Origin of the sequence: Streptomyces sp. NPDC060000, assembly GCF_042737375.1 — a bacterium.
GTDB lineage: Bacteria > Actinomycetota > Actinomycetes > Streptomycetales > Streptomycetaceae > Streptomyces.
On the sequence record NZ_JBHWUU010000047.1, the window covers coordinates 1 to 21488 of the forward strand.

At 71.0% G+C, this 21488-nt stretch carries 22 protein-coding genes and 1 pseudogene; 11 read left to right on the forward strand and 12 right to left on the reverse strand.

Going from position 1 to position 21488, the window contains the following annotated elements:
* From ACFWBB_RS23895 to ACFWBB_RS23910, 4 genes are all read left to right on the forward strand, one after another.
* The coding region (locus tag ACFWBB_RS23895) for a tetratricopeptide repeat protein (RefSeq protein ID WP_385275980.1) at window positions 1–1297 on the forward strand (1297 nt) is incomplete at its 5' end.
* Window positions 1298–1350: 53 nt separating this feature from the next.
* A complete protein-coding gene (locus tag ACFWBB_RS23900) occupies window positions 1351–1479 on the forward strand; it encodes a Scr1 family TA system antitoxin-like transcriptional regulator (RefSeq protein ID WP_385276173.1) in 129 nt (42 codons plus the stop codon).
* 69 nt (window positions 1480–1548) lie between these two features.
* Window positions 1549–2061 (forward strand): SigE family RNA polymerase sigma factor, encoded by a 513-nt coding sequence (locus ACFWBB_RS23905; RefSeq protein ID WP_385275983.1) that lies wholly within the window; start codon window positions 1549–1551, stop codon window positions 2059–2061.
* A gap of 74 nt (window positions 2062–2135) precedes the next feature.
* Window positions 2136–3389: a hypothetical protein gene (locus ACFWBB_RS23910; protein ID WP_385275986.1), complete on the forward strand. Its 1254-nt coding sequence runs from the start codon at window positions 2136–2138 to the stop codon at window positions 3387–3389.
* Window positions 3390–3423: 34 nt separating this feature from the next.
* Here the strand turns inward: ACFWBB_RS23910 and ACFWBB_RS23915 are convergent, their stop codons facing one another.
* Entirely contained in the window at window positions 3424–4014 is a 591-nt protein-coding gene (locus ACFWBB_RS23915; protein WP_385275989.1) for an isochorismatase family protein, read from the reverse strand.
* 391 nt (window positions 4015–4405) lie between these two features.
* Between ACFWBB_RS23915 and ACFWBB_RS23920 the strand changes: the two genes are divergently transcribed.
* Window positions 4406–5776, forward strand: coding sequence for a M14 family metallopeptidase (locus ACFWBB_RS23920; protein WP_385275992.1), 1371 nt, complete (start codon window positions 4406–4408; stop codon window positions 5774–5776).
* Here the strand turns inward: ACFWBB_RS23920 and ACFWBB_RS23925 are convergent.
* The 5 genes and pseudogenes from ACFWBB_RS23925 to ACFWBB_RS23945 all read right to left on the reverse strand — a co-directional run bounded on the left by ACFWBB_RS23925 (window position 5773) and on the right by ACFWBB_RS23945 (window position 9275).
* Window positions 5773–6465 (reverse strand): hypothetical protein, encoded by a 693-nt coding sequence (locus ACFWBB_RS23925; RefSeq protein WP_385275995.1) that lies wholly within the window; start codon window positions 6463–6465, stop codon window positions 5773–5775. The two genes, ACFWBB_RS23920 and ACFWBB_RS23925, sit on opposite strands and share 4 nt — an antisense overlap.
* 65 nt (window positions 6466–6530) lie before the next feature.
* A pseudogene (locus ACFWBB_RS23930) lies at window positions 6531–6818 on the reverse strand (GntP family permease); the annotation flags it as partial.
* A 227-nt stretch (window positions 6819–7045) separates the two neighbouring features.
* Entirely contained in the window at window positions 7046–7456 is a 411-nt protein-coding gene (locus ACFWBB_RS23935; protein ID WP_385275998.1) for a RidA family protein, read from the reverse strand.
* Window positions 7453–8226 carry an IclR family transcriptional regulator gene (locus ACFWBB_RS23940; RefSeq protein WP_385276001.1) on the reverse strand — a complete coding sequence of 258 codons (774 nt, stop codon included), beginning with the start codon at window positions 8224–8226 and terminating at the stop codon, window positions 7453–7455. Before ACFWBB_RS23940 ends, ACFWBB_RS23935 begins: the two co-directional genes overlap by 4 nt.
* A complete protein-coding gene (locus ACFWBB_RS23945) occupies window positions 8223–9275 on the reverse strand; it encodes a sugar kinase (protein WP_385276004.1) in 1053 nt (350 codons plus the stop codon). The genes ACFWBB_RS23940 and ACFWBB_RS23945 overlap by 4 nt, the downstream gene beginning before the upstream one ends.
* A gap of 163 nt (window positions 9276–9438) precedes the next feature.
* Between ACFWBB_RS23945 and ACFWBB_RS23950 the strand changes: the two genes are divergently transcribed.
* Together ACFWBB_RS23950 and ACFWBB_RS23955 are read left to right on the forward strand one after the other, a co-directional pair.
* The gene (locus tag ACFWBB_RS23950; RefSeq protein ID WP_385276007.1) at window positions 9439–10713 is read left to right on the forward strand and encodes an amino acid deaminase; all 1275 of its coding nucleotides are present in this window, start codon (window positions 9439–9441) and stop codon (window positions 10711–10713) included.
* Window positions 10714–10746: 33 nt separating this feature from the next.
* Window positions 10747–12372 carry an amidohydrolase family protein gene (locus tag ACFWBB_RS23955; protein WP_385276009.1) on the forward strand — a complete coding sequence of 542 codons (1626 nt, stop codon included), beginning with the start codon at window positions 10747–10749 and terminating at the stop codon, window positions 12370–12372.
* Between the two features lie 21 nt (window positions 12373–12393).
* Here ACFWBB_RS23955 and ACFWBB_RS23960 read toward each other — a convergent pair whose 3' ends face one another.
* Both ACFWBB_RS23960 and ACFWBB_RS23965 read right to left on the reverse strand, forming a co-directional pair.
* Window positions 12394–13293, reverse strand: coding sequence for a serine protease (locus ACFWBB_RS23960; protein WP_385276012.1), 900 nt, complete (start codon window positions 13291–13293; stop codon window positions 12394–12396).
* A 141-nt stretch (window positions 13294–13434) separates the two neighbouring features.
* Window positions 13435–14052, reverse strand: a complete 618-nt coding sequence (locus ACFWBB_RS23965; protein ID WP_385276015.1) for a hypothetical protein — start codon at window positions 14050–14052, stop codon at window positions 13435–13437.
* A 124-nt stretch (window positions 14053–14176) separates the two neighbouring features.
* Between ACFWBB_RS23965 and ACFWBB_RS23970 the strand changes: the two genes are divergently transcribed.
* The 3 genes from ACFWBB_RS23970 (at window position 14177) to ACFWBB_RS23980 (ending at window position 17505) form a co-directional block, all read left to right on the forward strand.
* Window positions 14177–15388 carry a pyridoxal phosphate-dependent aminotransferase gene (locus ACFWBB_RS23970; RefSeq protein ID WP_385276018.1) on the forward strand — a complete coding sequence of 404 codons (1212 nt, stop codon included), beginning with the start codon at window positions 14177–14179 and terminating at the stop codon, window positions 15386–15388.
* Between the two features lie 89 nt (window positions 15389–15477).
* On the forward strand, window positions 15478–15906 hold the full coding sequence (locus tag ACFWBB_RS23975) for a hypothetical protein (RefSeq protein WP_385276021.1): 429 nt from the start codon (window positions 15478–15480) through the stop codon (window positions 15904–15906).
* Window positions 15907–16230: 324 nt separating this feature from the next.
* Entirely contained in the window at window positions 16231–17505 is a 1275-nt protein-coding gene (locus tag ACFWBB_RS23980) for a glycosyltransferase (RefSeq protein WP_385276024.1), read from the forward strand.
* Here ACFWBB_RS23980 and rfbD read toward each other — a convergent pair.
* From rfbD to ACFWBB_RS23995, 3 genes are all read right to left on the reverse strand, one after another.
* Complete coding sequence (rfbD, locus tag ACFWBB_RS23985; RefSeq protein WP_385276027.1) at window positions 17502–18419, reverse strand: dTDP-4-dehydrorhamnose reductase; 918 nt, start codon at window positions 18417–18419, stop codon at window positions 17502–17504. The two genes, ACFWBB_RS23980 and rfbD, sit on opposite strands and share 4 nt — an antisense overlap.
* A complete protein-coding gene (gene rfbB, locus ACFWBB_RS23990) occupies window positions 18416–19390 on the reverse strand; it encodes a dTDP-glucose 4,6-dehydratase (protein ID WP_385276030.1) in 975 nt (324 codons plus the stop codon). The genes rfbD and rfbB overlap by 4 nt, the downstream gene beginning before the upstream one ends.
* A gap of 116 nt (window positions 19391–19506) precedes the next feature.
* On the reverse strand, window positions 19507–19725 hold the full coding sequence (locus ACFWBB_RS23995) for a hypothetical protein (protein ID WP_385276033.1): 219 nt from the start codon (window positions 19723–19725) through the stop codon (window positions 19507–19509).
* A 57-nt stretch (window positions 19726–19782) separates the two neighbouring features.
* Here ACFWBB_RS23995 and ACFWBB_RS24000 point away from each other — a divergent pair, with 57 nt between their 5' ends.
* Window positions 19783–20415 (forward strand): hypothetical protein, encoded by a 633-nt coding sequence (locus ACFWBB_RS24000; protein WP_385276036.1) that lies wholly within the window; start codon window positions 19783–19785, stop codon window positions 20413–20415.
* Between the two features lie 472 nt (window positions 20416–20887).
* On the opposite strand, the gene ACFWBB_RS24005 is transcribed toward ACFWBB_RS24000, so the two are convergent.
* Window positions 20888–21487: a dTDP-4-dehydrorhamnose 3,5-epimerase family protein gene (locus tag ACFWBB_RS24005; RefSeq protein WP_385276039.1), complete on the reverse strand. Its 600-nt coding sequence runs from the start codon at window positions 21485–21487 to the stop codon at window positions 20888–20890.
* Window position 21488 lies beyond the last annotated feature (1 nt).

Sequence of the window (21488 nt, forward strand, 5' to 3'; positions counted from 1 at the left end):
GGCCGTCCCCCTGCTGGAACAGGCCCTCACCGACCGGGTGCGGGTGCTCGGCGAAGACCACCCCGACACCCTCACCTCCCGCCACAACCTCGCCACCGCCTACCGATCGGCGGGGGATCCGGCCCGGGCCGTCCCCCTCTACGAGCAGACCCTCACCGAGCGGCGCCGGGTGCTGGCCGCCGACCACCCCGGCACTCTGACCTACGGCAACAACCTCACCGCCTTCCTCGATGCCGCGAAGGATCTGGTCCTGGCCGTCTACCAGCTGGAGCAGATCCTCACCGACACCGAACAGGTGTTGGGTGCCGACCACCCCGACATCCTGACTTTCCGCCACGATCTCGCCCGTGGCCACGTGTCGGTGGGGGATCTGGGCCAGGCCGTCACCCTGTACGAGCAGAACCTCACCGCCCGAGTACGGGTGCTGGGGGCCGACCACCCCGACACCCTGGCCTCCCGCCACGACCTCGCCACCGCCTACGAGGCGACGGGGGACCCGGGACGGGCCATCCCCCTCTACGACCAGAACCTCACCGCCCGAGTACGGGTGCTCGGCGAAGACCACCCCGACACCCTCACCTCCCGCCACGACCTCGCCTACGCTTACCTGTCGGCAGAGGATCTGGACCGGGCCATCTCCCTGTACGAGCACAACCTCACCGCCCGAGTGCGGGTGCTCGGCGAAGACCACCCCGACACCCTGATCTCGCGCAACAACCTCGCCTACGCTTACGTGTCGGCAGAGGATCTGGACCGGGCCATCTTCCTGTACGAGCACAACCTCACCGCCCGAGTGCGGGTGCTCGGCGAAGACCACCCCGACACCCTGATCTCGCGCAACAACCTCGCCTACGCTTACCTGTCGGCAGGGGATCTGGAACGGGCCATCTCCCTGTACGAGCAGAACCTCACCGACACCGAGCGGGCGCTGGGTACCGACCACCCCGACACCCTGACCTCCCGCACCAACCTCGCCGGCGCCTACCAGGCGGCGGGGGATCCGGGCCGGTCCATCCCTCTGCTGGAACAGAACCTCACCGACACCGAGCAGGCGCTGGGTACCGACCACCCCGACACCCTGACCTCCCGCACCAACCTCGCCGGCGCCCACCGGGCCGCGGGGGACCTGGGCCGGGCCATCCCCCTGTACGAGCGGACCCTCAGCGACCGGGTGCGGGTCCTGGGCAATGACCACCCCGACACCCTGACCTCACGCAACAACCTCGCCGCCGCCTACGAGACGGCGGGGGATCCGGGCCGGTCCATCCCCCTGATGAAACAGAGTTCCACCGACTAGGTGCGGGTGCCGAGCGACGATCACCCAGTGACGGGGAGGGTACGGAGCACGCGCTGCGCATGCAGTTCGGTGGGCGCAAGGTCGCGCGGGGTCAGCTGGAGCATCTGCTCACCGCGCCGGAACGGTCCCATGTGACCTTGCGCGTCATTCCGTTCGACGCTCGACGCGGTCTCCTACCTTGAAACATTTCCCGCGCCCCACCGCATTAGGTAGGTGAGGACAGCAAGGCAACCGACGCAGGGGGAACATTCATGAGGCAGGCCGCCCGTGCGGACGAGTACGCCGAGTTCGCGGCAGCGCGCGCCGGGCACCTGTACCGGTCGGCGTGTCTGCTCACCGCCGGGGACACGCACCTCGCCGAGGACCTGGTCCAGGAGACCCTCGGCAGGCTGTACGTCCGCTGGGGCCGGGTCTCCCGGGTCGACAACCCGGCCGGCTACGCGCAGACCGTCCTCACCCGCACCTTCCTCGCCCACCAGAGACGGCGCAGCAGCAGCGAGCGGGCGGTGGAGACGTTCCCGGACGTGGCCGACGGCAGAGGAACCGACACACCGCTCCGGCTGACGCTGATGCAGGCTCTCGGGCGGCTGCCCGCCAAGGACCGGGCGGTCGTGGTCCTGCGGTACTGGGAGGACCGCTCGATCGAGGAGACCGCCGACGCGCTGAACGCCAGCTCGTCGGCCGTGCGGACGCGGTGCTCACGGGCCCTCGGACGCCTGCGCGAACTGCTGGGCGAGGACATCGGCACATACGCCCGCCCCTGAGCCGCCCGACCCCGCGCACCTCACCCGCACACTCGCGTTCTTCCGACTCATCTCGCCGAAAGCGGTGGTTCACCATGCCCGTCCACCAGTACAGCGATCCCTTCGAGGAGCAGCTCTCCACCGCCCTGCGAGCGGCCGGCGGCGCCTTCGACAGCCCCGCCGCGCTCGTCGCCGCCGGTCGGGCCCGGGGTGACCGCATGCGGCTGCGGCGCAGGACCGCGATCGCGGGGGGAGCGGCGAGCCTCGCCCTGGTGGGGGTGGGCGGGGCGCTGCTCGTGCCCTGGGGCGGCAAGCCGACGCCCGTGCCCTCCTCCGTCGCCGCGTCCGGCAGCGCCAAGCCGGTCCACTCCCCCGACGACATGGTCGACACCCTCCAGCAGCTGCTTCCCGAGGGCGAGTTCCGCAGCACAGAGGTGCGTGGCACGGGCGAGAAGCTGCCACCGCTGGTGGTGGGCGTGTTCGACGACGGCAAGGGCGAGGGATCCGTCTCCGTGGGCCTGGCCCGGATCCCGGCGGACGCGGGTGAGATCAATCCGTCCGCCGCCGTGATGCCCTGCCCGAAGGGAGAGCAGACGGTCCTCGACAGCTGCAGGACCGAGCTCCTGTCCGACGGGTCCGCGATCACCGTCTACCAGGGCTACGAGTATCCCGACCACCGCCAGAACCTCAAGTCGTGGGGCGCGGACCTGGTCACCCCGGCCGGGCAGCACGTGAGCGTCATCGAGTGGAACGCCGCCGCGGAGAAGGGAAAGCCCGTCAGCCGCCCCGAACCGCCACTGACCACCGGCCAGTTGAAGACGCTGGCCGCGGCCTCGGAGTGGCGCAGGATCGCCGACGCCATCCCCGGGGAGGGGAAGAAGCCCGTCTCCCCGTCGGGCTCGTCCGCCCGCCCCGCGGAGATGGCCGGCTGGCTCGTCCTGCGCAAGCTCACCCTCCTGCTGCCCAAGGACCTGGAGACCGTCAGGAACGGCAGCCAGGAGATTGGGTACGGCTACTTCGTCGTCGACGACGGCAGGGGTGAGAGCCTGGTCCAGGTCAAGGTGCAGCCGAACATGGCCGACGTGGCCGGCGAGCTGTACGGCTCCGGCGCCGAGACCCTGGACGACGGCACGCGTGTCTCCGTCAGCCAGAAGCCCGGCGATAAGGGCGGTGCGGGGGTCGTGATGTGGACCGTGGACACCCTGCGCAAGGACGGTCTGCGGGTGGTCGTCAGCGCCCTCAACGCCGCCGAGCTGGACAAGGCCGCGACCCGTGCGAAGCCCGCCCTCACGATCGAGCAGCTGCGGGCCATCGCGCTCAGCCCCCGGTGGCAGGCCACCGAGGACTGACGGCCGGGGACCGCGGATGGACTGGCCCTCGGGTTCAGGCTCGGACGCCGGCCAGCAGGTCGAGGATCTCCCGCGTCGTGCCCGGCTCACCGATCAGCGGGAAGAGGTACGACACGCTGTGGCGGTGCGCGTCCTCGTTGATGTCGGTCATCGCGTCGACCGCGAACGTGACGTGATAGCCGTGCTCGTGGGCGGCGCGGGCGGTGGACTCGACGCCGAGGCTGGTCGCGATGCCGGCCAGCACGATCTGGGTGACCCCACGCCTGCGCAGCTGGATGTCGAGGTCGGTGCCGTGGAACGCGCCCCAGTTCCGCTTCGTCACCGGGATGTCCCCGTCGTGACCGGCGAGCGGTTCGGCGACGGGACCCAGGTCGTAGGGGCGGGAGCGGCCGCCGGCCAGCCGTACCGCCTCGCTGCGGCCGGGCACCGCGTCGGCTCCGTCGGGCGAGGTGGACATGCGGACCAGGACGACGGGGGCGCCCGCCGCACGGAAGGCGTCGGCGAGTTCGGCGGCCCGGGCCACCACGTCCGCTGCCGGGTACGGCCTGGTGGGGGCGGCGAGCGTGCCGGCCTGGAGGTCGATCAGCACGAGCGCGGTCTTGTCGTCCAGCACGGTCACGGCCATGGCGAGGGCACCTCTCCTAGGGGAACAGCAGCCTAGAAGAGATGCTTGCCAAACTCAAACTTGCGAAACTCAACCAACCACCCGCGGTGGTGACACCGGGCCCGCAAAAGAGGCCGGTCCGGCAAGGGCGCGTGCGCGACACCCCCGCCCGATGTGCCCGCATTCCGGCCGAACCGTCAATACCGGGCGACCGGCGCGGGCGCGGATACACTGCGCGGCCGACCGCTCGCCGTTCGCCGTTCGCCGTTCGCCGTTCGCGCATGATTCCGGCCATTCGTCCCTTTGTCGTCTCTTGACCTGCTCATGCCATGCCTCGACGATGAGCGGCACCGCACCGCCGCACACAGCAAGCGCACAGCCCCCACAAACCGGCTCCCCACAAGGAGAGTTCATGCGACTTCGCATTCGCGGCTCAGGCGCCGGCGCCACAAGCGCCCGCAGCGGCAGACGGACCGCCGTCCTCGCTGCACTGCTCACCCTCGCTCTCGCCGCTCCGGTCTCGGCGACGGTCACCGACGCGGCGGCCGGCGGCGCACCCAAGGCGGCACCCTCCGCCGACGACATCCACCAGTACGAGATCCACGTCCGCAACAGCACCCCCCGGACGCGCACCGCGATCGCCCGGTCCGGGGTGAGCGTCGACGAGGCCGACGAGGAGACCGTCGTGGTCTCCGGCCGCGCCGACCAGGTGCGCAAGCTGCGCGCGCAGGGCTACGAGGTGTCCCTGCTGGGCTCGGCACCGGACCGGGCCGCCGAGGACGAGGTGCGGCTCTTCGACTTCCCGTCCGCCGACTCGAAGTACCACAACTACGCCGAGATGACGGCGGAGATCGACCAGCGCATCGCCGCCTACCCGGGCATCATGAGCAAGCGGGTCATCGGCAAGTCGTACCAGGGCCGGGACATCGTGGCCGTCAAGATCAGCGACAACGTCGCCACCGACGAGGCCGAGCCGGAGGTGCTGTTCACCCACCACCAGCACGCCCGCGAGCACCTCACCGTGGAGATGGCGCTGTACCTGATCCGCGAGCTGGGCGCCGGCTACGGCTCCGACTCGCGCGTCACCAACATGGTCAACGGCCGCGAGATCTGGATCGTCCCCGACCTCAACCCGGACGGCGGCGAGTACGACATCGCCTCCGGCTCCTACCGCTCATGGCGCAAGAACCGGCAGCCCAACTCCGGTTCCTCGTACGTCGGTACGGACCTCAACCGGAACTGGAACTACAAGTTCGGCTGCTGCGGCGGCTCTTCGGGGTCCACGTCCTCCGAGACCTACCGGGGCGCGTCCGGCGAGTCCGCGCCCGAGGTGAAGGTCGTCGCCGACTTCGTGCGCAGCCGGATCGTGGGCGGGAAGCAGCAGATCACCGCCGGGATCGACTTCCACACGTACAGCCAGCTGGTGCTGTGGCCGTTCGGCTGGACCACCGCGGACACGGCGACCGGGATGACCGCGGACGACAACGCCGCGTTCAAGGCCGTCGGGCAGAAGATGGCCGCGAGCAACGGGTACACCGCCGAGCAGTCCAGCGACCTGTACATCACCGACGGGTCGATCGACGACTATCTCTGGGGTACGCAGAAGATCTTCTCGTACACCTTCGAGATGTACCCGTCGTCCGCTTCCGGAGGCGGGTTCTACCCGCCCGACGAGATCATCGAGCGGGAGACCTCCCGTAACCGGGACGCGGTGCTCCAGCTTCTCGAGAACGCGGACTGCATGTACCGGTCCATCGGGAAGCAGAGTCAGTACTGCGTCTAGTCGGCGGCTTTGACGTCGGTGTCCTTGACGTCGGTGTCCTTGACGTCGGTGTCCTTGACGTCGGTGTCCTTGACGTCGGCGGCCTTGGCGTCGTCGACTTCGGCGGCCTCGGCGTCGTCGACTTCGACAGCCTTGGCGTCGTCGGCCTCGTCCTCGGCGTCCGCTTCGCCTTCTTCGAAGTAGGCGTCGAGGACCGCGTCCAGCTGCTCCTCCCACTCCTTGAAGCGGGCCCTGGCCGTCGCCTCGATCTCGATCGGGTACCAGCGGCGGTCAGGCGTGTGCACCGTGATGGTGAACCGCTTGCCGAAGCGTGGCGTCTCGGTCTCGATCGCACCGATCTCGTCCCAGCGGAACTCGCAGGACTCCTCGTCGAGGCGGAGCCGGACGCCCCTGGCGTCGGCGGCGATCCGCGCGCGGCGGTCGGAGGCCTCGAAGACGGGCCCCTCGGCGGACTCGTCCGACGCGTCCGGTTCCTCGTCCGACGCATCCGTCGCGTTCGCGCCCGGCTTCTCCGGCGACGCCGACTCCCCCTTCCGGTCCTCGGGTTCGACGGCGTCGACGCCGTCGTCCTCGGCCGGACTCGCGTCCTCCGGCTCCGCGGTCACGGGCGACGTGAGCCCGGGGATGAATGCCGGGTCGAACCCGGCGCCCTCCAGGGGCTGGCTGCTCGAACCTATGCGCTGCTCCACAGCGGGCAGTATGGTCGAAGATCCTGTGCCGGACACAGTCAGCCCCTGACTTCGTTACCGGACACCTACACGAAGAGGCTCATTCCGGCCGCCATCACGAACCCGGCCACGGACAACACCGACTCCAGCACGGTCCACGTCCTCAGGGTGTCGCGCTCGCTGATGCCGAAGTACTTGGCCACCATCCAGAATCCGCCGTCGTTGACGTGCGAGGCGAAGATCGAGCCCGCCGAGATCGCCATGATGACGAGGGCCACGAAGGCCTGCGAGTGGTCGCCCTCGGCGAGCAGCGGCGCCACGATGCCCGCCGTCGTCACGATCGCCACCGTCGCCGAGCCCTGGGCCACCCGCAGCGCGGGCGGGTCGGTCCGGCAGGCAGACGGGTCGGTCCGCCGGGCGGTCCGGCAGGCAGGTCGGTCGGTCCGCCCGGCAGGCAAGCGGGTCGGTCCGGCAGGCGGGCAAGCGAGCGAGGCGGTCCGGCGGGCAGGCGACGCACGGCGAGCGTGTCAGCCGACTACCGCGTGCCCGTCAGGCGACGACCGCGAGCCCCTCGGCCGACGACCGCGAGCGCGTCAGCCCCTCAGCCGAGGACCGCGAGCGCGTCGATCTCGACGAGGAGCCCGGCGGGGAGGCCGACGTAGACCGTCGTGCGGGCCGCGGGCGGGGCGGTGAGGGGCTGCTCCTCGAAGTACGCGTTGTAGAGCTCGTTGAACTCGGCGAAGTGTCCCGTGTCCGTCAGGTAGACGCGGATCATCATCACGTCGTCCCAGCTCGCGCCGCCCTCCTCCAGGATCGCCTTGACGTTGGCGAGGGTCTGGAGGGTCTGCTCGCGCAGGGTGGGACCGGCGGGCGTCGGCGGCCTGCCCTCCTCGGCGGGCAGGAAACCGACCTGGCCCGCGACCTGGAGGATGTTGCCCTTCCTCACACCGTGCGAGAACTTCGCGGGCGGGGTGGTGTGGGTCTTGGGGGTGAGGGCGGTCTTCTCGGTCATTCGGTGTCCCTGTCTGGAGCTGATACGGGCGTCCTGCCGGAGTACTCGCCGCTGATGGCGTCCGCCGTGCGGCGCACCAGCGGGAGCAGGGTGAGGAGTTCGTCGGCGGTGACGACGACGTTCGGCGCGGAGACCGACATCGCGGCGACCACCCGGCCGTCGGCGCCCCGGATCGGGGCGGCGACACAGTTGATGGACTCCTCGTGGCCACCGAGGTCGGTGGCCCAGCCCTGTTCGCGCACCTTCTCCAGCTCGCGCAGGAAGGCGGGCGCGTCGGGGGTCGAACGGGCCGTGTAATGGGGGTAGTCGAGCTTCTCCGTGATCAGCCGCCGCTCGGGCTCGGGCAGGTCGGCGAGGAGCAGCTTGGCGACGGCGGCGACCGTGATGGCGACGGGCTTGCCGATCCGGGAGTACATGCGCACCGGGTAGCGGCTCTCCACCTTGTCGATGTAGAGGACCTCGCCCTCCTCGTACACGGCGAGGTGCACGGTGTGTCCGCAGGTCTCGTTCAGGCGGGCGAGGTGCGGATGGGCGATCTCCCGGATGTCGAGGTTCTCCATCGCCTCCTGGGCGAGGGCGAAGAGGCGGGCGCCCAGGCGGTAGCGCTGGTCGGACTGGCGGTAGACGAGGCCGTGTTCGTGCAGGGTGCGCAGCAGCCGCAGGGCCGTCGACTTGTGCACGCCGAGGCGGTCGGCGACCTGTCCGAGGTCGGCGGGGCCCTCGGCGAGCAACGGCAGGATGCTCAGCGCTCGGTCGACGGTCTGGCTCATGGGGTGGGTACCTCCTCGTCGGCCCGGTCCTCGGGGTGCGTCCAGCCGGGGCCGAGTCGAAGTCTCCCCCACGCGGTGTCGTCGAGGGCGGCGAGCCGGTCGGCGTGGTCGCGGGAAGGGGGCATGGCGAGGTCGCCGGGGACGGTGAGGGCGGCGGCGGCCATGAGGTGACCGTGCCGGAGACGGTCGCGCACGGGCAGCCCGCGCAGGGTGGCGGAGAGGAATCCGGCGGCGAAGGCGTCCCCGGCGCCGACGGCGGCGACGACGTCGACCCGCGGGGCGGGGACGTGCAGGACGTGCTCCCGGTCGAAGACGGTCGCCCCGAGCGCCCCTTGTTTGACGACGAGCACCCCGGTGTCGGGGAACGCGGTCCGTACGGCGTCGGCGCCGTCCAGGCCCCACACGTCGGCCGCCTCGTCCTCGCCCACGAACACCAGGTCGGCGCCGCGGGCCAGTTCGAGGAGGACCTGGGGGCTGTTGCCGTCCGTCCACAGCCGGGGCCGGTGGTTGACGTCGAAGGAGACGAGAGGCCGGTCCGGGCCCGGGGCGGTCAGTTCGCGCAGCAGGCCGAGGCAGTCCGCGGAGAGGGCCGCGGTGATCCCGGTGAGGTGCAGCACCCGGCCGGCCCGTACGGCGTCGAGGCCGACGGTGTCGACGGACATCGCGGAGGCCGCCGACCCGGCCCGGTAGTAGGCGACCTCGTGCGTGTCGTCGGCCCGGTCGCCGGCGGTGCGGAAGTAGACACCGGTCGGGCGGGCGGGATCGCGTCGTACGCGGGTCACGTCGACCCCGTAGGAGCCGATGGTCTCGACGAGGTGGTCGCCGAACCCGTCCGCCCCCACCCGGCCGACCCAGCGCACCGGGTGTCCGGCCGCCGCCAGCGCGCACACCACGTTGGACTCGGCGCCGCCGATGCCCCGGTCGAAGGACGGTACGTCGGCGAGGCGGCCGGGCCGGGAGGGCAGGAAGGTGACCATGGACTCGCCGAGCGCGACGACGTCCACGACGTCGGGGGCGTCGCAGGGTCCGGTGGCGGTCACGATCGTCATGGCTCCCTTGCCGGTGCGGGTGAGCGAAGCGAGATGGGGGTCCCCCCGGCCGAAGGCTGGGGGAGGCTCCGTTGACCCCGCGTTGGGCGAGATGTTAGACAGCGGTAAGCGATATACGCAATGGACGTTGCATATACTGCAATGCTCCTGATCAGGAGGTTCCATGAGTACCGAGGCACTCGAGGCGCTCGCCCGACTGGCCGGGGAACGCGTCGACCACCGCTTCAAGGGCCTCCCGCCGGACGCCGACGGCCTCACGGTCGGTGAACTGGCCGCCCAGCGCCGCAACCTCTTCACCGGCGGCTTCGCGACCCCGGTGCTGGCCCTGTCCGCCGAGCGCCTCGAGCACAACCTCGCCCTCATGGAGACCTACGCGACCCGCCACGGACTCGCCTTCGCCCCGCACGGCAAGACCTCCATGGCCCCGCAGCTCTTCCAGCGCCAGATCGACCGCGGCGCCTGGGGCATCACCCTCGCCGTCCCCCACCAGGTGCGGGTGGCCCGGGCCCACGGCGTCCGGCGGGTCTTCCTCGCCAACGAACTGGTGGACCCGGCCGCCCTGCGCTGGATCTCCGCGCAGCTCGACGCCGACCCCGCCTTCCGCCTCGTCTGCTACGTCGACTCGGTGCGCGGGGTCGAGCTGATGAACGCCGCCCTGCACGGCGCCGGGCGCCCGCTGGACGTCGTCGTCGAACTGGCCGCCGGCGACGGCGCCCGCACCGGGGTCCGTACGGAGACGGAGTGCGCGGCGGTCGCGGACGCGGTCGCCGCCACACCGGCCCTGCGGCTGGTCGGGGTCGCGGGCTACGAGGGCGAGGTCCCGCGCGCCGACCCGGAGCGGGTGCGGGCCTGGCTGCGCCGCCTGGTCGGCCTCGCCGTCGACTTCGACAAGGCGGGACGGTTCGCGGGCGCCGAGGAGATCGTGGTCAGCGCGGGCGGCAGCGCCTGGTTCGACGCGGTCGCCGACGTCTTCGCCGAGATTCCCGGGCTCTCCGCGCCGGTACTGAAGCTGCTGCGTTCGGGTGCGTACGTCTCGCACGACGACGGCCACTACCGCAGGCTGACCCCGTTCAACCGGGTGCCCGCGGAGGGCGCCCTGGAGCCCGCGTTCCGGCTGTGGACACAGGTCGTCTCCCGGCCCGCCCCCGACCAGGCGTTCGTCAACGCGGGCAAGCGGGACGCGGCCTACGACCTGGACCTGCCCTTCGCCCAGGTGATCCGCCGCGACGGCACGGAACGCCCCGCCACCGGTGTCTCGGTGACCGCGCTGTCCGACCAGCATGCCTGGCTGCGCACCTCCGCCGAGGCGGACGTCGAGGTCGGCGACTGGGTCGGCCTGGGCCTCTCGCACCCCTGCACGTCCTTCGACAAGTGGCCGCTGATCCCGCTGGCCGAGGCGGACGGCACGGTCGTCGACTACATCCGCACGTTCTTCTAGACACCACCGGCGGGACCGGGCAGGAGGTAGAGCATGGAAGACCTCGTCATCCGGGACGCGGATGTCGTCGACGGCACCGGTGCGGACTCCTACCGCGCGGACGTGGTGATCGACGACGGCAGGATCGTCTCGATCGTGCAGGAGGCGGCGGCCGCCGGCTGCCAGCGCCCGAAGGCGGTACGGGAGCTGGACGCGGAGGGGCTGGTCCTCTCCCCCGGCTTCATCGACATGCACGCCCACAGCGACCTCGCCCTGCTGCGCGACCCCGACCACAGCGCGAAGGCCGCGCAGGGCGTCACCCTCGAGGTCCTCGGTCAGGACGGGCTGTCGTACGCCCCGGTCGACGACCGGACCCTCGAAGGGGTCCGCCGGGCCATCACCGGCTGGAACGGGTACGGCGACGACCTCGACTTCGACTGGCGTTCGGTGGGCGAGTACCTGGACCGGCTGGACCACGGCTTCGAGGGCCGGGGCATCGCCGTCAACGCGGCCTATCTGATCCCGCAGGGCACGGTCCGCGCCCTCGTCGTCGGCTGGGAGGACCGCCCGGCCACGCCCCGGGAACTGGACCGGATGCGCCGGCTGGTCGCGGAGGGTCTCGAGCAGGGCGCCGTCGGCCTGTCCTCCGGCCTGACGTACACGCCCGGCATGTACGCGAAGGACTCCGAACTGACGCAGCTGTGCCGGGTGGTGGCGGAACACGGCGGCTACTACTGCCCCCACCACCGCAGTTACGGGGCCGGCGCCCTGGAGGCGTACGCGGAGATGGTGGAGCTCACCCGTGAGGCGGGCTGTCCGCTCCATCTCGCCCACGCCACCATGAACTTCGGTGTGAACGAGGGCCGCGCCCCGGAACTCCTGACCCTCCTGGACAAGGCCCTGGACTCCGGCGCCGACATCACCCTCGACACCTACCCCTACACGCCCGGCTGCACGACCCTCGCGGCCCTGCTGCCCAGTTGGGCGAGCGGGGGCGGACCGACGGAGATCCTGCGCCGCCTCGCCGACGACGACACGGCCGCCCGTATCCGCCACGACCTGGAGGTGACCGGCGCGGACGGCTGCCACGGGGTGCCGGTGGACTGGGACACGATCGAGATCTCGGGTGTGGGGGACGAGCGACTGGCGGACCACGTGGGCCGCACGGTCCACGCGTCGGCGCTCCTGCGCGGCGAGGAACCCTGGACGACGGCCCGTCGCCTGCTCCTGACGGACCGGCTGGCCCCCACGATCCTCCAGCACGTCGGCCACGAGGAGAACGTCCGCACGATCATGCGCCACCGCGTGCACACCGGCGGCTCGGACGGCGTCCTGACGGGCGCCAAACCGCACCCGCGCGCCTACGGCACGTTCCCGCGCTATCTCGGCCACTACGTGAGGGAGTTGGGGATCCTCTCCCTGGAGGAGTGCGTGGCCCACCTGACCGGCCGTCCGGCGGCCCGCCTGCGCCTGCCGGACCGGGGCCTGATCCGCGAGGGCCACCGCGCCGACCTGGTCCTCTTCGACCCGGCGACAGTGGCGGCGGGCTCCACCTACGAAGCCCCCCGCACCCTGCCCACCGGCATCCCGCACGTCCTCGTCGACGGCCGCTTCGTCATCGAGGACGGCCGCCGCACGGACGAACTGGCGGGGCGGGCGGTCCGTCGCGGTCCCACGTGACGGAACGCCCCGCCGCTCGCCCTACGGCTTGGGCAGGGTGCACCCGCTCGCGCTCAGGTTGAGCTGGTTGCCGGTCGTGAAGCAGGCCGGGATCAGGTAGGTCTCCTGGGCGTAGTTGATGCCCTCGCGGACGGTGACGTTGCCGCTGGCGTCGACCTCACACGGGTTGTTCTCCGTGCAGCGCTCGCCGTCCTCGTTGCCGGTGTTGTTGACGGCGACGACCTTGCCGGTGGACTGGTCGATCACCGGCGAGCCGGAGGTGCCGCCGATGGTCTGGCAGGCGGAGGTGTAACGGACCGAGTCCTTCCAGGTCCAGTCGCCCTCCTTCAGGCGGTACACGAACCCGTCGATGCTGCAGCTGTAGAGCGTCTTCCAGTAGCCGGACGCCACGGTGATGGCGGTGCCGGCGGTCGGGTGGGTGTTCTGCACGGTCAGCGCGGAGATCCCGTACGAGCTCTTGATCGCGGCGTACGTGCTGGTGAGCTGGTAGATGGAGATGTCCGTGTCGGTCATCGTCCCGTAGGCCAGCTTGCTGGCACGCAGGGTCGCGACCCGGGTGCCGGAGGAGTTGAGCAGGCCGAAGGTACGGCTCGAGGACTGGTTGACGAGCACCTCGCCCGGCTCCGGGAAGCCGGTCGACAGGCAGTGGCCGTTGGAGAGCACCAGCGCCGGGTCGGTGTCCAGGGAGTTCGGGAAGCGGACGACCGATCCGGAGCAGTTGCTGAGCGCGACGGTCCCGGCGAGGTTGACGGCCTGGAGCGTCGGCGCGGCCGCCCTGGTGTCCGCCTTCACCGAGATCGCGGAGGCCGAAGCGGAAGCCGAGGTCGCGGGCTTCGCGCTCACCGGCGCGGCGACCGCGGGTGCCGCACCCGCCCCGGCGATGGCCAGAGCGAAGAGCGCGGCAACGAGAGGCTTTCTCATGTGGGGGTCCCCTCTTACGACAAGGCGACCGGAGATCTTCCGGCCGCCACTGTTTTTGTCATGCGCATTGTTAGTGCACAGAGGGGAGAGAACAAGGGTCGCTTTTCAGCCGCGGGAACCGGACCCACGGGGCGCCACCGCCTACCCGCGCCCCTTGCCCCGGCCACGCCCTTTCCCGGGGTTGCCCTTCCCGGACCCGGACGCCGAAGGGGAGGGCGCGACGCTCGCCGCCCGGCTCGCGGCGGCGTCGGCCGACGCCCCGGCCGAAGGCACCGCGGAGATCGTGACCACCGGGGACGGCACCGGAGCGGCCGAAGCGGACGAGGTCGGCTCCGCGGCCCCGGCAACGCCGCTCGCGGCCGGAGCCGGCCCGTCCGACGGGCTCGCCGCGCCGTCCGGCGCCGAGCGCGTTTCCCCCTGCCTGCCCCGCTGGTCACCGGCCTGATCCCCGGAGGAGGACATCCCCGCCGCCACCGCGGCCAGCGCCACCACCCCGGCCGCTCCGGCGGCGGCCACCAGGCGGCGTCCGTACCGGCCGCCCGTCCGCCGCGCGGCGCGCCGACGGTCCACACGGCCGCCCGGCCCACTCCCGGGAGGGGAGACCCGAGGCAGCTCGGCGGTCTCGTCGTACGCGTTCTCCCACCCATGCGCGGCCGCCGGGTCGGCGTAGCGCTCGTACGAGGCCGGATCGGTCTCGGCGTACGGGTGGTACACGATCGGCTGTACCGGGGGCACGCCACTCTCACCTGGCCTGAACATGCCGCGGATTGTAGGGACAGGGGTGACTCCTGGGACAGCTACCGGCGATAACGACCCAAACCACCCGTCTCACGTGGTGGAAAACACGCCCCTCCGCGCGTTACCGGGCCGTAAGCTCCCAGACATGCAGGTGATCCAGTCGACCAAGCTCGCCAACGTCTGTTACGAGATCCGGGGACCGGTTCTCGAGGAGGCGATGCGCCTGGAAGCGGCCGGCCACCGCATCCTCAAGCTGAACACCGGCAACCCGGCCGCCTTCGGCTTCGACTGCCCGCCGGAGATCCTGGAGGACATCCTCCGCAACGTCTCGACGGCGCACGGCTACGGCGACGCCAAGGGACTGCTGGCCGCGCGCCGTGCGGTCGTGATGCACAACCAGACACTCGGCATCGAGACGGACGTCGAGCACGTCTTCATCGGCAACGGCGTCTCCGAGCTGATCGTGATGGCGATGCAGGGGCTGCTGGACGACGGGGACGAGGTGCTGGTCCCGGCCCCCGACTACCCGCTGTGGACCGCCGCCGTCTCGCTCTCCGGCGGCACCGCCGTGCACTACCGGTGCGACGAGCAGGCCGACTGGATGCCCGACCTCGCGGACGTCGAGCGCAAGGTCACCGACCGCACCAAGGCGATCGTCATCATCAACCCGAACAACCCGACGGGCGCGGTGTACGACGAGGCGATGATCCGGGGACTGACGGACATCGCGCGCCGGCACAACCTGCTGGTCTGCTCGGACGAGATCTACGACAAGATCCTTTACGACGGCGCCACGCACACCCCGACCGCCAAGGTCGCCCCGGACCTGCTCACCCTCACCTTCAACGGCATGTCGAAGGCGTACCGGGTGGCCGGCTACCGGGTCGGCTGGATGTCGATCTCCGGCCCGCGCGCGCACGCCGACTCCTACATCGAGGGTCTGACGATCCTGGCGAACATGCGTCTGTGCGCGAACATGCCGGGGCAGCACGGTGTGGTGGCCGCGCTCAGCGGGCGCCAGACGATCACGGACCTGGTGCTGCCGGGCGGGCGGCTCAAGGAGCAGGTGGACACGGCGTACGAGCTGCTGACGCAGATCCCCGGCGTGACGTGCGTCCGCCCGAAGGGGGCGCTGTACCTCTTCCCGCGCCTGGACCCGGCCGTCTTCAAGATCAAGGACGATCGGCAGATGGTCCTGGACCTGCTGCGCCAGGAGAAGATCATGGTCGTCCAGGGCACCGGCTTCAACTGGCCGGAGCCGGACCACTTCCGGGTGGTCACGCTACCGACGGCGACCGACCTGCGGGACGCGGTGGGCCGGATCGCCCGCTTCCTGGACGGCTACAGCCAGCCTTAGACCAACCCCGGCAGCGACTTCATGGACGGCTCAACTTTAGACGAGATCTAAGCTAGGATGGTTTCCTGACAGCACAGGAGGCCATCCGCATGTACGAGCCGATCCGCACCAAGTCGGTCCACGACACGATGGCCGACACGCCCTCGGACTTTCCCCACCGCTCCCGCGAGGAGGAGCTGGACATCCAGCTCGCGGCTCACCTCGCGGCGCTGCTCGCCGTCACCGACGAGCTGCGCACGGCGGCCCCGTCCGCCGACCTGGACACCGCGGCCGCGCGGCTCGCGCAGCAGGTGTCCCGGCTGCGGGGAGGGCGGACCCCGGTCCGCTCCACCCCCGCCGCCGGCCCGGCGGACCCGCCCCCCGCGATCCTGCACGAGCGGGCGCACGCCCTGGCGGGCCGCGCCCTCCTCGTCGCCGCCTCCCGCGCAGACACCGCGGTGGCGATCCTGGCCGCCCAGCGCATGGACGCGCACGCCGCCGCCCTCGTGGAGACCAAGGAACTGAGCACCGCCGGCTGAACCCCCTTCCGGACCCCTCCAAGGGGCTCCCCACCGGGGGACCGTGAACGGCCCCGGTCCGCGTGCACCCGCAGCGACGCGCGGACCGGGCGCCACGGCCGCGTCACGTCCACGCGACGGGTGACGCCCTCGACGACGCCTCGCTCCGGCCTCCCCCCATTCGGGTGATCTGTACACCACAACCGCCTGCCGAACGGCGGCTTCATCACGACGGACTCGTAACGTCGGTGCCCATGACGGTGGTTCGGCTCCGGCACGTCGGCACGCCCGCGGTCCGCTCAGGGCCGGCCTCCTGCGAACATCGAGCCAAGCAGGGAGCACCAGATGACGTCGACCGCCACCCCGAGGTTCTCCGTCTTCACCCCCAGCCACCGGACCCGATTCCTCGACGAGTGCCTGGCAACCCTGCAGGCGCAGACCTGTTCGGACTGGGAGTGGATCGTCCTGCTGAACAACGGCGCCCGCTGGCGACCGGAGCACCCCGACGACCGGGTCCGGGTGGAGATCGCGGACGACGTCACCGGCGTCGGAGCGGCCAAGCGCAGGGCCTGCGAACTGGCGCGCGGCGAGATCCTCGTGGAACTCGACCACGACGACCTGCTGGCGAAGGCGTGCCTGGCGGAGCTCGGCAAGGCGTTCGACGCACACCCCGAGACCGTTTTCGTCTACAGCAACACCGCGCAGATCACCGAGGACGGGAAACGGGACGACAGCCGTTTCAACGAGGCGCACGGCTGGCACTACGAGGATGTGCGCGTCGACGGCCGCACCCTGCTCCAGGTCAGGTCCATGGCTCCGACCCCGCACAACGTCTCGTACATCTGGTACGCGCCCAACCACGTCCGGGCATTCCGCAAGGACGCCTATGTGAAGGCCGGCGGGTACGACGCCACCCGTTCGGTCCTGGACGACCAGGACCTGATGTGCCGTCTGTTCCACGTCGGCGACTTCCATCACATCCCCCGCTGTCTGTACCTCCAGCGGATGCACCCGGCGAACACCCAGCGCGACCCGGAGATCAACGCGCACATCCAGCGCGAGACGGTCGCCCTGTACGACAAGTACATCGAGGCCAACGCCCTCGCCTGGACCTACCGCAGAGGACTGCTCGCGCTGGACCTCGGAGCGGCCCGCCGGAAGCCGCCCGGGTACGTGGGCGTGGACAAGACCCCCGGTGAGGGCGTCGACATCGTCGCGACCCTGCCCGGCAGGCTGGACCTGCCCGACGACTCCGTAGGCCTGATGCGGGCCGTGAACTTCCTCGAACACGTGCCCGCGAAGGTGGCGCTGATCAACGAGCTGTACCGGCTGCTGGCGCCCGGCGGCATGCTCCTCACCACGACACCCAGCTCCGACGGCCGCGGCGCCTACCAGGACCCGAGCCACACCGCCTACTACAACGAGAACTCGTTCTGGTACTACACGGACGACCAGTACCGCGCCTTCGTGCCCGACCTCGAGGCCAGGTTCCAGAGTTCGCGGCTGGCCACCTGCTTCCCCTCCGAGTGGCACTCCCAGAACAAGATCTCTTACGTGGTCGCCAACCTCATCGCGGTGAAGGAGGGCGCCGCACGCTGCGGCGGCCGGCTGCTGGTCTAGGAAGGGTCCCGGCTCCCGGCCGCCCGTGCCGCGGCGGCCGGAGCGGCGAAGCCGGGCTGCTTCAGGGCCGAGGCCAGCTGGACGTCCCACCGCGGAAGGGGGACGAGCCCGGCCCGCGACCAGTTGTCGTGACCGAGCACACCGAACGCCGGACGTGCGGCCGGCCGCGGGAACCGCTCCGAACCGACCGGGCGGATCCGCTCGGGATCGAGGCCGCTGAGACGGAAGGTCTCACGCGCCAGACCGCACCATGTGGTGTGACCGGCCGCCGTGCCGTGATAGACACCCGCCGGTGCCCGTCCGGCCAGCGCGGCGCGGCCGAGGGCGGCCAGCTGCCGGGCGAGCGCACGGGTCCAGGTCGGCTGACCGTGCTGGTCGGCCACCACCTCCAGGGTCTCGCGCCGGGTGGCGAGTTCGAGCATCGTGGCCACGAAGTTGGGTCCGTGCGCGCCGTAGAGCCAGGCGGTGCGCACGACGTAGCCGGTGTGCGGCAGCAGTGCGGCGACCGCCCGCTCCCCCGCCTGCTTGCTCCGTCCGTACGCGTTGACGGGTCCGGTCGGCGCGTCTTCGGGGTACGGCAGGCGGGCGTCACCCGGGAACACGTAGTCGGTCGAGAGGTGCAGCAGGACCGCGCCGTGGTCCGCGCAGGCGTCCGCGAGGTGCCGGACGCCCGCGCCGTTCACGGCCGTGGCCGCCGCCTCGGATCGCTCGGCGCCGTCGACGTCCGTCCAGGCGGCACAGTTGACGACCACCCGGTGACCGGCGACGGCCGCGTGCACGGCGGTCGGGTCGGTGATGTCGAGCCGGTCGCGGCCCGGTCCCGTCACCTCGGCCTCCGGATCGACGGCGAGCTCGGCCAGCACGTCCCGGCCGAGGAGCCCGTGCGCACCGGTCACCAGCCAGGTCGTGGTCATCGCGGCTCGGACCGTTCTTTCAGCGGCTCCCACCAGGAGCGGTGGGCGCGGTACCAGGCGACCGTGGCGGCCAGGCCTTCCGTGAAGGCCACCTGCGGGACGTAGCCGAGCTGCTCCCGGATCTTGCTGTCGTCCAGCGAGTAGCGCAGGTCGTGACCCTTGCGGTCGGCCACGTGCTCGACCCGGTCCCAGTCCGCGCCGAGGGCGTCCAGCAGCAGTCCGGTGAGCTTGTGGTTGCTCAGCTCGGTGCCGCCGCCGATGTGATAGACCTCCCCCGCCCGGCCGCCGTGCAGGACCAGGTCGATTCCCCGGCAGTGGTCGGAGACGTGCAGCCAGTCGCGGAGGTTGCGGCCGTCCCCGTACAGGGGGACCGTCCTCCCGTCGAGCAGGTGGGTGACGAAGAGCGGGATGATCTTCTCGGGGAACTGGTACGGCCCGTAGTTGTTGGTACAGCGGGTGACGACGACGTCCAGGCCATGGGTGCGGTGGTAGGCCAGGGCCAGCAGGTCGGAGCCTGCCTTCGACGCGGAGTACGGCGAGTTCGGCGCCAGTGGCCGGTCCTCGGTCCACGAGCCCTCGCTGATCGAGCCGTACACCTCGTCGGTGGACACGTGGACGAAGCGGCCGACGCCGTGTCGATGGGCGGCGTCGAGGAGGACCTGCGTGCCCGTCACATTGGTGCGGACGAACGGACCGGCCCCGTCGATCGACCGGTCCACGTGCGACTCGGCGGCGAAGTGCACCACCACGTCCTGACCCGCCATCACCTGGTCGACCACGTCCGGGTCACAGATGTCGCCCCGGACGAAGGTGTGGCCGGGGAATTCCGCCACCGGCGCCAGGTTGGCCTCGACCCCCGAGTAGGTGAGTTTGTCGAGGACGGTGATCCGTGCCGTCGGATCCGCGCCCAGCCGCCGCCGGACGTATTCGGACCCGATGAATCCGGCGCCGCCGGTCACAAGCACGCGCATGGCTCTCCGAGCTCCTTGCTGCCCGGCGTTCGCCACCGGGGCGGTTCGACGTGTTCTCATGCGGCGGGCGCCCCCGAGGCCGGGACCTCGGGGACGCCCGCCGTTCCCAGGGACCGTTACGGAGTCAGATCCGCGCAGATCACGTAGGCGGTGATGTTGTTCGCGGTCGCGGTGGTGGTGGTGGCCTGCCATCCGGTGGGCGGAGTGGTGGCGGTACCGCCGGTCGGGAAGTTCTCCGTGAGGGCGCCGCTCGCGAGCGTGACTCCGCCGCCGGTGGCGACATCGCCGGCAGCGCACGTGACGGTCGCTGTTCCCGTAGCTGTGGCGGTCCTCACATACGAGCTGCCGAGTGTCCCCTGAGCACCCTGAGCTCCCTGGGCACCCTGAGCGCCTTGTGCGCCCTGGGCTCCCTGAGCTCCCTGAGCACCCTGAGCTCCCTGGGCACCCTGGGCACCCTGAGCTCCCTGAGCGCCCTGTGCACCCTGGGCTCCCTGAGCGCCCTGAGCGCCCTGAGCGCCCTGTGCACCCTGGGCTCCCTGAGCGCCGTCAACACCGTCGACACCATCGGTTCCCTGCGCGCCCTGGGCGCCCTGAGCTCCCTGGGCACCCTGCGCGCCCTGAGCTCCCTGCGCACCCTGCGCGCCCTGAGCTCCCTGCGCACCCTGAGCACCCTGAGCACCCTGAGTGCCCTGAGTGCCCTGAGCTCCCTGAGTGCCCTGGGCTCCCTGAGCTCCCTGAGCTCCCTGGGCACCCTGAGCGCCGTCAACGCCATCAACACCGTCAGCACCGTCAGCGCCCTGGGGGCCCTGCGGACCCTGCGGACCTTGCGGACCGGTCTTGCCAGGCTTGCCGGGCTTACCGGGCTTGCCCTGCTTGCCCGGCTTACCCTGCTTGCCCTGCTTGCCCTGCTTGCCCTCGTGACCCTGGGGTCCACGAGGGCCCTGCGGCCCCCTGGGGCCGGCGTGGTCACGGCCGCCGTGAGGCTGGTCGTCCCCATCTCCGGCGGACCTCGTGGTGCGCTCTGAACGCACCACCGCCTGGCCCTCGGCGCCGGCCCTGCGGAGCGCGTCGGCGATGGCCGCCGAGGGGGTCTCGTTCGGGAGCAGCCGCGCCGCGGCCCGGTCGGCACCGGGCTGGTGCATCACGTCGGCGACGGCCACCGCGCTCGGGACGACGCTGAGCGCCACGGCTACCGCGCCCGCCGAGACCAGCGTGGCGGATTTCAGGCGCGAGATTCGGATCGTTCTGCGGTTCAAGACAACCTTCCTCACCTTTGGGAGGGCAGCAGACAGCAAGCGCGCAGTGAGTGGGTTTCATGCCGCTCGCATGCCACTTCACCTTCGGTCACGATCAACAAGGACATTCTTCACCTCATGTGAAAGAATTATGAATGACCGTCGCAAATCGGCCCCGAAGATCACCCCGGCGACGTGTTTGTCTCTGGCACCCATTCGCCTTACCGCCAAAAGGGTGGGATTTATCGAATGGCCGACCTTCTCAAGCGCCGCTCCCCAGGATTCCGCGATACGCGGTGCAGTCCTCGAACGAGGGCAGCAGACCCTGCCGCTCCGCCTGTTCCAACGTGGGCGCGGCGGCATCCTTGTCGGAAAGGCGCGGCGCGAGGTCGTCGGGCCAGGCGATGGCCAACGCCGGGTCGAGCGGATTGATCCCGAACTCGCGCTGCGGCTCGTATCCCCGCGAACACAGATAGACGACGGTGGAGTTTTCCTCCAACGCCATGAAGGCGTGGCCCAGCCCTTCCGAGAGGTAGACGCAGCGGTGTGTCGTGTCATCGAGCCGAATCGCCTCCCAGGTACCGAACCCCGGGGAGCCGACGCGGATGTCGACCACCACGTCGAGGACGGCGCCACTGACGCAGGTGACGTATTTCGCCTGCCCCGGCGGGACCGCCGCGTAGTGAATACCGCGGAGAGTTCCGCGAACGGATCGGGAGCAGTTGGCCTGCTCGAGCCGGAGCCCCTGGCCGACGGCATCCCGGAAGGCTCCGCCCTTGAACCACTCGTGGAACCGACCCCTGTCGTCCGTGAACACCGTGGGCGTGTCCACCCATGCCCCTTCGATACCGAGCGGTCTCACG